This window comes from Agrobacterium vacciniicorymbosi, from assembly GCF_040427045.1.
In the GTDB taxonomy this organism is placed as follows: Bacteria; Pseudomonadota; Alphaproteobacteria; order Rhizobiales; family Rhizobiaceae; genus Agrobacterium.
The window spans coordinates 28,396-42,860 of sequence record NZ_JBETMF010000009.1; the positions used below are offsets into that span (position 1 = coordinate 28,396).

12 protein-coding genes and 1 pseudogene are annotated in these 14,465 nt (G+C 59.0%); 8 read left to right on the top strand and 5 right to left on the bottom strand.

Annotated features, from left to right (window positions below; translation table 11 throughout):
• Window positions 1-62: 62 nt before the first annotated feature.
• Genes ABUK73_RS15015 through ABUK73_RS15025 form a run of 3 tightly spaced genes read left to right on the top strand, consistent with a single transcriptional unit; the run spans window position 63 to window position 5,510 of the window.
• Window positions 63-815, top strand: coding sequence for an ImuA family protein (locus tag ABUK73_RS15015; protein ID WP_353577989.1), 753 nt, complete (start codon window positions 63-65; stop codon window positions 813-815).
• Complete coding sequence (locus tag ABUK73_RS15020) at window positions 736-2,250, top strand: Y-family DNA polymerase (protein ID WP_353577990.1); 1,515 nt, start codon at window positions 736-738, stop codon at window positions 2,248-2,250. The genes ABUK73_RS15015 and ABUK73_RS15020 overlap by 80 nt, the downstream gene beginning before the upstream one ends.
• Window positions 2,250-5,510, top strand: coding sequence for an error-prone DNA polymerase (locus ABUK73_RS15025; RefSeq protein ID WP_353577991.1), 3,261 nt, complete (start codon window positions 2,250-2,252; stop codon window positions 5,508-5,510). Before ABUK73_RS15020 ends, ABUK73_RS15025 begins: the two co-directional genes overlap by 1 nt.
• Window positions 5,511-5,647: 137 nt before the next feature.
• Here the strand turns inward: ABUK73_RS15025 and ABUK73_RS15030 are convergent.
• The 5 genes and pseudogenes from ABUK73_RS15030 to ABUK73_RS15050 all read right to left on the bottom strand — a co-directional run.
• Window positions 5,648-5,794: pseudogene (locus tag ABUK73_RS15030) on the bottom strand (ABC transporter permease); the annotation flags it as partial.
• 1 nt (window position 5,795) lies between these two features.
• A complete protein-coding gene (locus tag ABUK73_RS15035) occupies window positions 5,796-6,224 on the bottom strand; it encodes a YqaA family protein (RefSeq protein WP_353577992.1) in 429 nt (142 codons plus the stop codon).
• Complete coding sequence (locus ABUK73_RS15040; RefSeq protein ID WP_353577993.1) at window positions 6,221-7,528, bottom strand: MFS transporter; 1,308 nt, start codon at window positions 7,526-7,528, stop codon at window positions 6,221-6,223. The genes ABUK73_RS15035 and ABUK73_RS15040 overlap by 4 nt, the downstream gene beginning before the upstream one ends.
• A gap of 4 nt (window positions 7,529-7,532) precedes the next feature.
• Window positions 7,533-8,756 carry a nickel/cobalt efflux transporter gene (locus tag ABUK73_RS15045; RefSeq protein WP_353577994.1) on the bottom strand — a complete coding sequence of 408 codons (1,224 nt, stop codon included), beginning with the start codon at window positions 8,754-8,756 and terminating at the stop codon, window positions 7,533-7,535.
• A 10-nt stretch (window positions 8,757-8,766) separates the two neighbouring features.
• Window positions 8,767-9,054: a metal-sensing transcriptional repressor gene (locus ABUK73_RS15050; RefSeq protein ID WP_174152975.1), complete on the bottom strand. Its 288-nt coding sequence runs from the start codon at window positions 9,052-9,054 to the stop codon at window positions 8,767-8,769.
• Between ABUK73_RS15050 and ABUK73_RS15055 the strand changes: the two genes are divergently transcribed.
• The 5 genes from ABUK73_RS15055 to ABUK73_RS15075 all read left to right on the top strand — a co-directional run bounded on the left by ABUK73_RS15055 (window position 9,053) and on the right by ABUK73_RS15075 (window position 14,432).
• Complete coding sequence (locus ABUK73_RS15055; RefSeq protein ID WP_353577995.1) at window positions 9,053-9,514, top strand: hypothetical protein; 462 nt, start codon at window positions 9,053-9,055, stop codon at window positions 9,512-9,514. The genes ABUK73_RS15050 and ABUK73_RS15055 overlap by 2 nt on opposite strands.
• Window positions 9,515-9,562: 48 nt before the next feature.
• Window positions 9,563-10,294, top strand: coding sequence for a HupE/UreJ family protein (locus tag ABUK73_RS15060; protein WP_353577996.1), 732 nt, complete (start codon window positions 9,563-9,565; stop codon window positions 10,292-10,294).
• A 17-nt stretch (window positions 10,295-10,311) separates the two neighbouring features.
• Window positions 10,312-10,965 (top strand): transmembrane anchor protein, encoded by a 654-nt coding sequence (locus ABUK73_RS15065; protein WP_353577997.1) that lies wholly within the window; start codon window positions 10,312-10,314, stop codon window positions 10,963-10,965.
• A 283-nt stretch (window positions 10,966-11,248) separates the two neighbouring features.
• Window positions 11,249-11,578: a hypothetical protein gene (locus tag ABUK73_RS15070; RefSeq protein WP_353577998.1), complete on the top strand. Its 330-nt coding sequence runs from the start codon at window positions 11,249-11,251 to the stop codon at window positions 11,576-11,578.
• A 280-nt stretch (window positions 11,579-11,858) separates the two neighbouring features.
• On the top strand, window positions 11,859-14,432 hold the full coding sequence (locus ABUK73_RS15075; protein ID WP_353577999.1) for a heavy metal translocating P-type ATPase: 2,574 nt from the start codon (window positions 11,859-11,861) through the stop codon (window positions 14,430-14,432).
• The last annotated feature ends 33 nt before the right edge of the window (window positions 14,433-14,465 follow it).

The following is a 14,465-nucleotide window of genomic DNA, read 5'->3' on the forward strand; positions in this document are numbered from 1 at the left end:
ATCAAGTTCTGGCGACATGATGTTGCACCTTTTTACTGCGATTTCGGAAGGATTCGTAATCGATGTCGGCTGTCCGCGATCAAGTGCTGGCTGATCTGCGCGAACGCCTCTCGTCCATTCAGGGGGAGGGCGCGAAGAAGAAAGGCTGTCTTCCTTTTGGCGTCGAGGAGATTGACGCCATTCTTCCGGGAGGCGGCCTAGCTCATGGAGCACTCCATGAATTTGCAGGTGGTGGTTCCGGAACCGTTGATGGCGCAGCCGCAGCACTTTTTGCAGCCGGGATCGCAGCACGCACGAAGGGGCCGATCGTCTGGTGTCTGACGCGGCCCGATCTGTTCTTTCCGGCTCTTGCTCAGACGGGACTGCATCCACGGAGGGTCATCTTCGTCGAGAGCGACAAGGAAGAGGATGTCGCGGCGAACATGGAAGAAGCGCTTTCTTACGGCGGCTGTGGCGCGGTTGTCGGCGAGATGGTGCGTTTGCCAATGGTCGTGAGCCGTCGGCTCCAGCTCGTCGCGGAGCGAACTGGGACAATTGCCTTGGCAGTGCGCCGTTGGCGAAGGCAGACCGAGGCCAACGACTTCGGTCAGCCGACCGCATCGACGACAAGGTGGCGGGTGAGTGTGACGTCGTCAGAGGAACTTCCGGTACCCGGAGTAGGACGACCTCGATGGTTTCTTGAGTTGATGAGATCCCGTTCGGGCGAGTGTGCTGAGTTTTACGTCGGAGCGTGTGATGGCAAGGGTCGTATCCATATTTCTACCGAGTTTGCCGACGGACAGGATCAGACGAGACGATCCCACCATTCCGGCTGACCAGCCGATCGCTGTGATTGCGCATAGCGGATCTAAGCGGTGGGTCGCGTCTGCCGACGGAGCTGCGCAGAAGATCGGTGTCCGCGTCGGCATGGCCGCGGCGAAGGCTCAGGCGATCTTCCGCGGGCTGATGCTCGTCGATGCAGATCCTGCCGCCGATGCCGCCGCTCTGGATCGCATCGCGCTGTGGGCGCTTGGCCATTATTCCCCGATCGTCGCAGTTGACGGCCTCGATGGTCTCGTTCTCGACACAGAGGGTGCTGATCATCTGCAGGGTGGCGAGCTTCTGATGATCAGCGGTATCGTCAATACCTTCCATTCCAGAAAGCTGACGGCAAAGGTGGCCATAGCGGATACATGGGGCGCAGCGCACGCATGCGTTCGAGCCATCAACCGCGACACCGTGATCGTTCCCCGCGGCGAGATCGTACGAGCAGTTGAGAAGCTACCAATCTCGTTGTTGAGGCTCCCGGAGAAAGTCGTCCAGGATCTTCGTGTTCTTGGCTTTCATTCCATCGGCGAGCTGTCGAATACCCCAAGAGCACCGCTGGCCCTCCGTTTCGGTCCTGAAGTCGGCCGCCGCCTCGACCAGATGTTTGGTCGCGCGGGAGAACCAATCGATCCGATCCGGACGGACGACCTTGTCGAAGTCTCCAGATCGTTTCAGGAACCAATAGGCGCGGCCGATACGATCAACAAATACGTCGGTCGGCTCGTCGTCCAGCTCGTCGCCGAACTTGAGAAACGCGGCCTCGGCGCGCGCCGGACGGACCTCATCGTGCATCGTGTCGACAACACCCTACAGGCGGTCCGTGCAGGAACCGCCAAGCCAGCACGCGATGTCGCCTGGCTTACGAAGCTCTTCAGGGATCGCACAGAGCAGATCGATCCCGGTTTCGGCATCGAGAAACTCGTTCTCGTTGCCGTGTCGGCGGAACCGCTGCACGAAGAGCAGAAGGCCTCGTGTCTTGTTGAAGAAGAGATAACTGACCTCACTCCATTGATCGACATCTTCAGCAACCGAGGCGGACAGCGTGTCTACCGCGTGGCACCTATTGCATCAGATGTGCCCGAGCGGAGCGTGCAGCAGATATCCGCGGTCGCCCAGGAGATAGCTGAAAGCTGGGTGGGGCATTGGCGCAGACCCGTGCGGCTGTTCGAACGACCGGAGCAAATCCAGGCAATCGCAATGATGCCAGACTATCCGCCAGCAACTATTACCTGGCGTGGAAAGCGCCACCGGGTGAAGCGAGCCGACGGCCCGGAACGCATATTCGGAGAATGGTGGAAACGCCCGACTGAACTCGAGGCGGTGCGAGATTATTTTGTCATCGAAAACGACGACGGCGAACGATTCTGGATCTTTCGCTCCGGCGACGGCATTGATCCGGAAACGGGTTCCCATCGCTGGTTCATGCACGGGATCTTTGCCTGATGAAATACGCGGAACTCCAGGTCACCACGCATTTCAGCTTCCTGCGCGGAGCGTCATCTGCGCAGGAGCTGTTCGCGACCGCCAAGGAGCTTGGCATCGAAGCCATCGGCGTCGTTGACCGCAACAGTCTGGCGGGGATCGTGCGAGCGTTGGAGGCTTCTCGCGAAACCGGGCTTCGTCTGGTCGTCGGCTGTCGGCTCGATCTGCAAGACGGCATGTCGGTGCTCGTCTATCCGACGGACAAGGCGGCGTATTCACGGCTGACCCGGCTTATCACCGTCGGCAAGGGCAGGGGCGGCAAGAACAACTGCATTTTACGTGTCGATGATCTCGCCCTCTATGCCGAAGGCCTTATTGGCATTCTTGTGCCCGATCTCGCAGACGATGTCTGTGCTGTGCAGCTCCGCAAGATGAACGAAATCTTCGGCAGGCGTGCCTATCTCTCGCTCAGCCTCCGCCGGCGCCCGAATGACCAGATGCGGCTCCACGAGCTTTCGAACCTTGCGACGAAGTTCGGGGTGAAAACGGTTATCACGAACGACGTTCTCTACCATGAGCCATCTCGCCGTCAACTGCAGGACATCGTAACTTGTATCCGCACGACTACGACCATCGATGACGTGGGCTTCGACAGGGAACGGCATGCCGACCGCTATCTCAAGCCCCCAGAGGAGATGGAGCGCTTGTTTCCGCGTTACACGCAAGCGCTCGAACGGACGATGGAGATCGTCGAGCAATGCAGGTTCTCGCTTGAGGAGCTGACCTACGAATATCCCGAGGAAGCGCTGATCGACGGAATGGATGCCCAGCAGTCGCTGGAGCAGTGCGTCCGCGAGTGCATTCCCGACCGATATCCCGAAGGTCTGCCGCAGAGCGTGCTGCGAGCCGTCAGACACGAACTCGATCTGATCAAAGAAATGGAATACGCGCCATACTTCCTGACTGTCTACAGCATCGTTCGTTTTGCGCGTGGTGAGGGCATCCTATGCCAAGGCAGGGGGTCGGCGGCGAATTCCGCAATCTGCTACATTCTCGGCATCACGTCGATCGATCCGGAAACCAACGATCTGCTGTTCGAGCGGTTCGTGTCCAAGGAGCGCAACGAACCGCCTGACATCGACGTGGATTTCGAGCACCAGCGCCGTGAAGAAGTCATCCAGTGGATCTACAAGACATACGGCCGTGACCGGGCAGCTCTCGTCTGCACCGTCACGCGCTACCGTGCCAAGGGCGCGATCAAGGATGTCGGCAAGGCGATGGGTTTGCCTGAGGACGTGACCAAGGCGCTCTCGTCCGGTCTGTGGTCGTGGTCGGAGGAAATCACCGAACGCAATGTCCGTGAACTGAACCTCAATCCAGACGACTACCGACTTGTCATGACCCTGCGGCTCGCTCGAGAGCTCATGGGCGCGCCACGCCACCTCGGTCAGCATGTTGGCGGCTTCATCCTGACGCGATCACGCCTGGACGATCTCGTTCCTATCGAGCCGGCGGCGATGGAAGATCGTCAGGTGATCGAATGGGACAAGGACGATGTCGAAGCACTCAAGATGATGAAGGTCGACGTGCTGGCGCTCGGCATGCTGACGTGTATGCAGAAGGCCTTCAATCTTATCCGGGATCATAAGCACGAGGATCTCGATCTTGCCAGAATCCGGCAAGAGGACGGCCCAACTTATGCGATGATCCGCAAGGCTGACACTCTCGGCACGTTTCAGGTGGAGAGCCGGGCGCAGATGGCCATGCTTCCTCGGCTCAAGCCGCGCACGTTTTACGATCTCGTCGTCCAGGTGGCGATCGTCCGACCGGGACCGATACAGGGCGACATGGTGCATCCATATCTTCGTCGACGGGAGGGCAAGGAGCCTGTCGAATACCCTACACCCGAGTTGGAGGCGGTGCTCGGTAAGACGTTGGGCGTGCCGCTGTTTCAGGAATCTGCCATGCGGGTGGCTATGGTCTGCGCCGGGTTCACGGGCGGGGAGGCGGACCAGCTTCGCAAGTCGATGGCGACCTTCAAGTTCACAGGAGGGGTGTCACGCTTCAAAGACAAGCTTGTCTCCGGTATGGTGAAGAACGGTTACACGCCGGAATTTGCGGAGAAGACCTTCTCGCAGCTTGAGGGCTTCGGCTCCTATGGTTTTCCTGAAAGCCACGCCGCGTCCTTCGCGCTCATCGCATACGCATCCTGCTTCGTTAAATGCCACTACCCAGACGCCTTCGCTGCGGCGCTCATGAACTCGCTGCCGATGGGTTTCTACGCTCCCGCGCAGATCATCGGCGACGCGCAGAAACATGGTGTCGAAGTCCGGCCGATCTCGGTTCAACATTCTCGCTGGGACTGCACACTCGAAGAGATCCCCGGCAGCAACAGACACGCCATCCGGCTGGGTATGCGACAAGTTGCTGGGCTAGCCGTGCGGGATGCCTCGAGAATTGTCGCCGCAAGGATCGAGCGTCCATTCGAGAGTGTCGATGACGTATGGCGTAGATCAGAGGTCCCATCGGAAGCACTTGTCCAGCTCGCCGAGTCCGACGCCTTCAGACCGGCATTCGATATCGAGCGTCGGGACGCATTATGGGCCATCAAAGCATTACGAGACGAACCGCTGCCTCTGTTCGTAGCGGCCGCCGAGCGAGAGATGAAGACGGTCGCCGAGCAGCAGGAACCGGAGGTCGAACTCAGGCAGATGACCGAGGGCCACAACGTCGTGGAGGACTACGCGCACGTCGGACTGACTCTTCGAGCGCACCCGCTGTCATTCCTGCGGCAGGATCTCACCGCTCGCCGGATCGTCACCTGCGCCGACGCCATGAATGCCCGCGACAAGAGTTGGCTCTGCGTTGCCGGGCTGGTGCTTGTCCGGCAGAAACCAGGCTCTGCGAAGGGTGTGATGTTTATCACGATCGAGGACGAAACCGGGCCCGCGAACATTGTCGTCTGGCCGTCGCTTTTCGAAAAGCGACGCCGTGTCGTGCTCGGAGCATCGATGATGGCGATACAGGGCAAGATCCAGAGGGAAGGGGACGTCGTTCACCTCATCGCACGGCAGCTCTATGACCTATCTGGCGATCTCTCATCTTTGTCGGACCGCGACGCCGAATTCCGGAACCCCAGCGGCAGAGGAGACGAGTTCGCACATGGGTCTCCGGGAGGAGGAGATGCGAGGGATCGTCCGAAGCCCAACAAGGTGCGCGACATCTTCATTCCGGACCTGCACATCGACTCGTTGAAGGTCAAAAGCAGGAACTTCCAGTAGATTGTTGCGCCAGGTAACTAGGACGGGTTACCCGCTGCTTCAAAGGCTCGGGCTTCTTCCCGTCTGGTAGCAAATCCTGAAGATGATCGTATAGGACATCGCGCTGAATGGCTTCTTCACGAATCTGGCCTCTCGTGCGTCATCGCATGGGCCGAGCCGAGCAGGATACTCATGGGTAGGAACGTCAAAAACGCAGTCCAGCCGCCGCCACATGCGAATGCCTTGATGTGGTCGGCGAACGCGAAATAGATGTCTCTCTGGAAGTCCACGATCCACGGCAGCATGTCATCCCAGTCCCAGTGTCACCATCGTAAGTACAGCATATCGACCGATCTTGGCGATGGACACCAGAAGAATGAACATCGGTAGTGGTTCCTTCAAGACGCCTGCCGCAACGGTTATCGGATCACCGATGATGGGAACCCAGCTCGCCAGCAGTGACCACTTTCCATACCGTCGATACCACCCTTGCGCCTTCTCCAGCGTCGCTTCAGACACAGGAAACCAGCGACGTCCACGAAACTGTTCCAGTCCCCGGCCCAATGTCCAGTTGATGATCGAACCGAGAATGTTTCCGGCACTCGCGACGGCAATCAGTGCGATCACGGAATACTCACCCGTGACCAGTAGGACCACCAGCAAGGCTTCGGACTGGGCGGGCAGGATCGTTGCGGCAATCAGGGCCGTGAAGAAAAGACCGAGATATCCCGTCAATGTCTGTGATGCCTGTCTTTGACGAATGCATGGCTGTGACGGTATCCGCCCGTTGCAGCGACCGCAGCCCCGGCAATGTGTGGATGGGATGCGTCGAGATCGGTGTGAACATGACTGTCATCGATCTCGACAGAAGGCCAAAGCCGGGAGGCGACGATGGCACCGATTCCGGTGATCGCGGCCAAGGCGACATAGGTTGCTGGTATGCCAGCCGTCGCGCCCATCCAACCCGCTAGGGGATAGGTGATCAACCAGCACCCATGCGAGAGCGCAAACTGCGCCGCAAACAGGGCGGGACGATCTTCGGGAGATGCGGACCGACGCAGGATTCGACCCGATGGTGTCAGAACTAGCGAATAGCCAATGCCGATCACGGCCCATAAGACCACAAGCGCCCAGTATGAGGTCGCCACTAACCCAACCAGCAGTGCCACCACCAAAATGGCCGTGCCGGACAGCATGACGGGGCGGTCGGGCGTCGTCTTTAACAGGCGCGGCAGGAACAGAGCGGCCAGCATCGATCCAAGACCGAATGCTGCAAGCGCCATTGCCGTATACCGTTCTCCAAGACCGTAAGTGCCCTGAACGAGGACGACGGTGTTCACGAACACCATCGATCCACCTGCGGCGACCGCGAGGTTTAACGCCAGCAATCCTCTGAGGCGAGGCACGGTCAGATACAGTCGAACGCCACGGGTGGTGCGTTCATAAATGCTGCGCGGTTCCGATGGTTTTGGGTCGGGCAGGAGAACGGAAACGACAAGGGAGGCGGAGGCCAGAAAACCAACGACGGTTCCGAGGTAGAGATTGTGGTAGCTCATCAATGCCAGGAGTGCAGCCGCAAGCAGCGGGCTTCCCACCTTTTCCAGATCATAGGCAAGCCGCGAAAGCGACAGGGCGTTGGTGTAGTCATCCTCGTCCGGCAACACATCCGGGATGGTCGCCTGGAACGTCGGCGTGAACGCGGCCGACGCTGCCTGGAGGATGAAAATCAGGACATAGGCCTGCCAGACGCCCGTGATGAAAGGAAGAAAGACAGCGACGGCTGCGCGGATGAGGTCGAGGCTCACCAGCATGGCCCTGCGCGGCAGGCGTTCCGTGAACGCAGTGGCGACAGGTGCGACGACCACATAGGCGATCATCTTGATGGCAAGAGCGGTTCCGAGCACCGCACCCGCACTGTCTGAGGAAAGCTCGTAAGCCTGCAGACCGAGCGCTACCGTTGCCAGCCCCGTTCCAAGCAATGCGATAACCTGCGCCAGAAAGAGATGGCGATAGGTTCTGTTCTTGAGAACTGCCAGCATTTTTCTATCCCTCCACGGGTTGCGTGACGGACGGAGCGGGTGCGTCGTTATGAGCAGCAAGTCCATTCCACCCAAGGATGCCGACATAGATGCCGACGGCGATGATCAGCAGGCTGGAGACGTAAGGAGCACGTCGTGCGACGGTGCTGAACCAGCCAAAGCGTTTCGTGGCGTGACGGACACTGAGCGCCGCCAGTGCACCAACGGTCACCAGCGTGATGGCGAGACCAATCGAGAAGCATAGAACCAGAACGAAGCCGAGGCTGAACTCCTTCAACTGAAGGCATAGCAGCAAAACCGTGATCGCAGCCGGGCACGGGATCAATCCGCCTGTCAGGCCGAAGAGCACGATCTGCCACGTCGTGACATTGCGGTCCGCGAACTTGCGACGGATGTCGTTGGCATGTGCCAGTTCATGAGCGTCCTGATACCCGTCTGACCCGACGTCGAGTCCTTTCAGTTCTTCGTGCAGATGGTCATGGCCATCACCTTCGACGAAGGAGAGATCGTAGTCGTGTGTGTGGTTGCCGTGGCCGAGGCTCAGCCGCGCCATGAACTCGTGTGGCTCGGGAATGTCCGTCGTTGATTCCAGATAGTCGCCCTTGTCCACAAATGCGAAGGTCTGGCGTGAACCGTCAGGGCGTTCCGTCGAAACGGTAACGTCAGAGGACGTCCACGCGTGACCACGCTCCATGCGCAGACGCCAGACAGGCGGAACGCCGTCTTCGAAGACTTCAAGGGTTACGACACCATGTCCGGTGTCCACACGGCGAAGATCATTGTGGGCGTGCGCCGCCTTTGCTCCATGGTCATGTCCATGCGCGTGATCGCCATGATGGGCGTGCGATCCATGATAATGACCGGATGCAGCCCTTGCCATCTTTTGGTCCTGCCAGGTTCGCCAGAACATCCAGAGAGCGACGCCGATGATGATGGCGGCAGACGCGAGCTGGAAATACGGTTCGATAGCTTCGGCATCGACGCCCTGCCAGAGATACATCCCAGCGAAGGCGATGCCCCAGACGACGGCGGTGTGGGAAATGGTTGCGGCGAGACCGAGCAATACCGCCTGGCCGACTGTGCCGCGCACGGCAACGATGAAGGCAGCCATCATCGTCTTCGAATGCCCCGGCTCCAACCCGTGCAACGCACCCAGCAAAATGGCGCTAGGTATGAACAGCCACGCGTGAGCGGAGCCTTGGCTGATCAGGTCGGCAAAATCGGGCATTGCAGTGGCCTCAGAGGTACTTGGTTATGGTCTTGAATTCGTCGATGGACTTGCGCTGATCCTTCGCAAGCGCACCGACCGTGTCTTCAAGACAATGGTCGAGGTGGTCCTGGATCAGCGTGCGCTTGGCGTTGGTGATTGCCTTTTCGACGGCATGAAGCTGCTGGGCGATGTCGAGGCAGGGTCTGCCGCTTTCGATCATGGCGATCACACTCTTCAGATGTCCTTCGGCCCGCTTGAGCCGCTTGACGATATCGGGGTGGCTGTCGTGTCGGTGTTCGTGAGTTTCTTCGGTCATGAAAAATACCTATCCCCCTGGAGGGGATATTTCAATCGAGAATCTTGTTCGAATCCCCAAAAGCATCTATGTGTGCGGAATGATGCGTCGCCCGAAACACGGATATCTCAATGCAGTGGCTGCTTTTGCGGCCATCATTGGCGTACTCCTGTTTTCGTTTGCCCCGCCCGGAACGCATTCGCCGTCTCTCCATGCGAGCATCGTTGAACCGCCGTCCCATAGCCACGGCCATGATCACGGCGATCATTCTCATGATGAGTTCGATGTCGCAGAAGCAGACGTCGACCCGTCCGATCATCACCACGCCGACCACAGTCACGAGAAGGCTGGTCTTGTTGTCATCGCGGATGTCGAAGGCACGTCGCCTTCACTGCCGTCGTACTCGTCGTTTTCCGACGAACGTCCTGATGGACCGCCTTACACCATCGAGCGCCCACCACGTTCCGTTGCGTTGACCTGATCAGTGCCGCACCGCGCGGCTTGTCCAACGTAAATACGGAAAATTTCCATGAACCATCCACCTCTCGGTGGCGGTTGGCGTGCGCTCGCAGCACGTCCAATCGTCCGCCAGCTATTCGTGGCTGTCCTGTCGGTGCTTGCACTCGCGGGAACGGCTGCCGCCCATGCCGTCGCTGAAGGCGACAAGGGCTATATCCAAGAGATATCGGGCATCCATCTGATCCCATTTATCTATCTCGGTGCCAAGCACATGGTGACCGGATACGATCACCTGCTGTTCCTCTTCGGTGTGATCTTCTTCCTCTACAGGCTGAAGCACATCGGCATCTATGTCAGCCTGTTTGCCATCGGGCATTCCACCACCATGCTGCTCGGGGTCTACTACGGCTGGAACGTCAGCGCATATCTGATCGACGCCATCATCGGCCTGTCGGTGGTGTACAAGGCGCTCGACAATCTCGGCGCGTTCCAACGCTGGTTCGGGCATCAGCCCAACACCAAGATCGCCACCTTGGTCTTCGGATTCTTCCACGGTCTGGGTCTGGCCACCAAAATCCTCGAATACGAGATCGCACAGGACGGACTTGTTCCGAACCTGCTCGCCTTCAATGTCGGGGTCGAGATCGGCCAGCTCATCGCGCTCGCCATCATCCTCATCGGCATGAGCTACTGGCGCAAGACCGGAAGCTTCCTGCGCCACGCCTACACCGCCAACGTTCTCATGATGACCGCCGGGTTCGTGCTGATCGGATATCAGCTCACCGGCTATTTCGTCGCTTAATCGAAAAGGAATTCAACATGTTCAATTCTCAAGTGCCAGCACCCGGCGATCTCCCATCGTCTGCGCAGCTCGTGAAATCTACCGTCGTTGCTGCGGCCGCTGCTGCGGTCATACTCGTGACCGTCGTGCTGCCATCGGAATACGCCATTGACCCGACGGGCATCGGTTCCGCCATGGGTTTGACGGCCATGGGCGAAATCAAGACCCAGCTTGCAGAAGAAGCCGAAATGGATCGCGCTAATTCCACGCAGCCCGCAACGGCTCCGGCCACCACGGCTCCAGCGCAACAGGGTTCAAGCCTGATGGACCGTATCATCCGTGAGTTCGGCGTTTCCTCCGCCCATGCCCAGGAAGCTAGACGTCAGGACGAAATGTCAATCACGCTTAAGCCGGGAGAAGGTGCCGAAGTCAAGCTCGTCATGGTCAAGGGCGCAAAGGCCAACTATTCGTGGAGTGCGAACGGCGGCAATGTCAACTTCGACACCCATGGTGACGGCGGTGGTGAAAACATCAGCTATGAAAAAGGTCGTGGCGTCGCTGAGAAAACTAGCGTTCTCGAAGCTGCCTTCGACGGAAACCACGGATGGTTCTGGCGCAACCGCACCAGTGCTCCTGTGACCGTCATCCTCAAGACCGATGGCGCATACAGCGACATCAAGCGGATGATGTAAGCCGCTAAACGGGGCCTTTCGCAAGTTCGATTGCGGGAGGCCCGTCCGTAAATCCATGGAGAACACAAAGATGTGGAAGCACGGTCTCATAGGCGTGTGGTGCATGAGCATAAGCCTGGCGGCGGTTTATGCGTCGTTCCTGTATCGCAGTTCGTCTGCCCCGAAAGGCCTCGAAGACACTTTTCCTGTTCTGACGGAGCATCATCCGATATCGTCCGGTCTGGTTACGGTTCCGCTGATCCGAACGCGCTAGGTCGACGGTTTTCTCATGGCGGAAGTGTCTTTGACCGCGAACGACGAGGCGTTCCTTCGTAGAGGCTATCCCGCAAGTGTCGATCTCACGGACCAGTTGATGACAGTGCTTCTAAGCGGTGCGCCGACAGTGGCCGATGCCGACTTCGCGATGCAGCGCCTGCGGGATGACTTGGTTGGGCAAATGAACCAACGGCTTGGTGTGCAAGCGTTCTACAGGACACTCGTGCAAAGGCTCGACTATATCACCTCCGCCGACATCGAGTGTATGCGTGAACCGTCCCGTAACCAGATCACGGTCATCCCAGTTATCAACAGGGCTTTGCTCGACGTTGTGCCAGTTTTTGCGAAACCGAGGTGAAAGTCGGATTCCTTCTCGTCTACGCGTTGGAAGTTGCCGTCGCCGGACAGCGAGCTCCCAGCTTCTCAAGCGGGTAAGGTCAAACGGGCGCCTCCCTATCAAGCAGAAGGTGCTTAATGTCGGTGACCCAAAATGAACATGCGCCATGAATACAGGCGTGACGATGACATTGATGGGTACTCGTTCAGCATAAAAACGACTCGCATCCAAAAACTTTTTCCTTGCACCTCTAGTAGCTAGAGGTCGTAGAACTCTTCACATTGATAGTGAGGATTTCCAGATGAGCGATTCGCTGCAGACGAGATTCCGTGTTGGGGGCATGGACTGTGCCTCCTGCGCGGCCAAGATCGATACGGCCGTCAGACGAATGCCCGGCGTCACCGAAGTGTCTGTCTCAGTTACTGCCGGAACGATGACCGTCAAGCACGACGAGACGAGCGATCTTGACGCGATTGCAAAAAAAGTGTCCGGGCTCGGATACGACGCGACAGCCATTCAGGCGAAGGCTAAGGCAGGTGCTGCCGAAACCGTCCATATCCACGGCTTGGACTGCTCGCACGACCACGATAATTCAGGTCACGACCATTCCGGCCACTCCCATGATCGCGCTGGACATGAACACGGTCAGCAATCGGATCCGGTCTCGCAGCCAGAGGTCGGCACGCCCGGACCTCTGCAGGCGCGATTCCGCGTTGGCGGTATGGACTGTGCCTCGTGCGCCGCGAAGATCGACACCGCAGTTAGGAGGATAGATGATGTTGAGGACGTGTCGGTCTCCGTCACCTCCGGGACGATGACAGTCAAGCATGGTCAGTTCGCAGACTTGAAGGCTATCGAGAAACAGGTCTCCGGTCTCGGCTATTCGATTGTTCCCATCGTCAAGAAGGCAACGTCGTCGAGCCAGAGCAGCTTGCATGAGGGCCACGACCATGGCTCAAAGACCGGGGAGACAGAGGTAGAAGGGCTTCACGGCCATGACCATGGTCCGTCTGAGGGCCCATGGTGGCGGAGCAAGAAGGGGCGGCTCACCATAATGGCGGGTGCCGCGCTCGTGCTTGCATACGGTGTCGGCCATCTGTTTCCTTCCATAGAACGATACGCCTTCATCGTGGCTATGATGGTCGGTCTCGTTCCAATTGCCCGCCGCGCCTTCATGGCGGCACGGGCGGGAACACCATTCTCCATCGAGATGCTGATGACGATCGCCGCCGTAGGCGCGCTGATCATCAACGCCACCGAGGAGGCTGCAGCCGTCGTCTTCCTGTTCCTGATCGGTGAACTCCTTGAGGGCGTCGCCGCAGGCAAGGCACGCGACAGCATCAAGTCGCTGACGGCGCTGGTCCCCAAGACCGCTCTGCTGGAGGAGGGGGGAAAGACCCGCGAGGTTCCTGCCGAGACGCTTGCGGTGGGCTCGATTATCCTCGTCCGACCCGGCGACCGTATCTCGGCCGACGGTGTGATCGTTGCAGGCGAGAGCTCGATCGACGAAGCTCCTGTTACGGGTGAAAGCGTTCCGGTTCGCAAGGTCATCGAAGACAACGTCTTTGCAGGTACCGTCAATGGTGATGCAGCACTACGCGTCAGAGTGACAGCAGCGGCTGCCGACAACACCATTGCGCGTGTTGTCCGCCTCGTCGAGGAGGCTCAGGAGTCCAAGGCTCCGACAGAACGCTTCATCGATCGGTTCTCCCGCTACTACACGCCGGGTGTGGTTGTCGTTGCTGCTCTTGTCGCGGTCATTCCTCCGCTGCTTGGCGGCGGTGACTGGAGCGAATGGATCTACAAGGGTCTTGCCGTGCTTCTCATCGGCTGCCCATGCGCGCTCGTCATCTCGACACCAGCCGCCATTGCCGCGTCGCTGTCGTCAGGTGCACGCCGCGGTCTGCTTCTCAAGGGCGGTGCTGTTCTGGAGGGGCTTGGCAAACTCACAGCGATAGCTTTCGACAAGACGGGTACGCTCACCGAAGGCAAGCCAAAGGTGACGGATATTGTGCCGTTTGGCCGCAAGGTCGATGAAATCCTGCGGTATGCTGCCGCGCTCGAAATGGGATCGAGCCATCCGCTTGCCTTGGCAATTCTGGACAAGGCAAACGAGGACGGTATCGATGCTCCTCCTTCGACCGATGCAAAGGCGCTCGGCGGCAAGGGTGTGACCGCCTTAATCGACGGGGTGGAGGTGTTCCTGGGCTCGCCCAAGGCCGCTGCGGAACGGGCGACGATCCCGATGGCGCACTCGAAGATGATCACCTCTCTCAACGACGAGGGGAAGACCGTCTCCGTACTCGTGATCGGTACAGTTCTCGCTGGTGCCATCGCCATGCGCGACGAGCCGAGGGCCGATGCCGTGGCAGGCCTCAAGGCCCTGACCGACGCCGGCATCAAGACCGTGATGCTGACTGGCGACAACAAGCGGACGGCTACGGCCATCGGCGCGCAGCTCGGAATTGAGGTTCGTGCTGAGTTGATGCCCGAGGACAAGCAGCGGATCGTTGGCGAGTTGAAGACGGAAGGGTTCGTGGTTGGAAAAGTTGGCGACGGCATCAATGATGCCCCCGCGCTGGCTGCGGCCGATGTCGGGATTGCCATGGGCGGCGGTACCGATGTTGCCCTGGAGACCGCTGATGCTGCCGTCCTGCATGGCAGGGTCGGAGATGTCGCCCTCATGGTCGATCTCTCGAAGCGCACAATGCGCAACATTTTCCAGAACATCACCCTCGCGCTCGGTCTCAAGGCAGTCTTTCTGGTCACGACCATCATTGGTGTCACCGGGCTGTGGCCAGCAATTCTTGCTGACACTGGAGCGACTGTGCTTGTCACCATGAACGCGCTGCGCCTGCTTCGCCCAATTCGTTGAGGAAGCGGGTTCTCCGATGGTATGTTGCCGGGA